Here is a 477-nt window from a genome sequence, read left to right on the forward strand (position 1 = left end):
CATTTGGCCCAAGCCCTTTCCCGGCAAGGCTTTGCGCATCCGGAACGGCGCGGCGCAGCCAGCCCGGCAGCGCGATCGCCGGGGCGGCCACGGCGGCTCCGAGCGCCGGCGCTTGGTGGCGCGAAGAGGTCGTGGGGCGCAGAATCATCGCGGACAGGATGAATCATGGCGGCGCTTTCCGCAAGCGTCACAGGCCAAAACCGCCGCGCTTGTCGAATGCGCAAAACGAACGATAAAATTGCATTATCCGTCGTTCTCGTCTTTATATGTCGCTCTGCCTGGATCGCTGGAAAAGCCCGGAAATGCGCGATTTCAGGCGTCTTTCTCGCCCTAATTCGGTGGATTCTCACCCTAATTGAGTGGACAGATCAGCCAGGATCGGTGGATTTGGAGCGGTTTTCGTGAGACTACGCACCAGATCGGATGGCCTTCGCTCTCCTATCCATATGAATTTCCTTGGGTTTGGTTGCTAACGTC

The 477-nt window shown here is 58.7% G+C and carries 1 protein-coding gene; it reads left to right on the top strand.

Annotated features, from left to right (window positions below):
- Positions 1 to 334: hypothetical protein (locus EN780_RS40100; RefSeq protein WP_210215137.1), on the top strand; the 334-nt coding region annotated here is incomplete at its 5' end.
- Positions 335 to 477 lie beyond the last annotated feature (143 nt).

Origin of the sequence: Mesorhizobium sp. M4B.F.Ca.ET.089.01.1.1 (genome assembly GCF_004022605.1) — a bacterium.
GTDB lineage: Bacteria > Pseudomonadota > Alphaproteobacteria > Rhizobiales > Rhizobiaceae > Mesorhizobium > Mesorhizobium abyssinicae.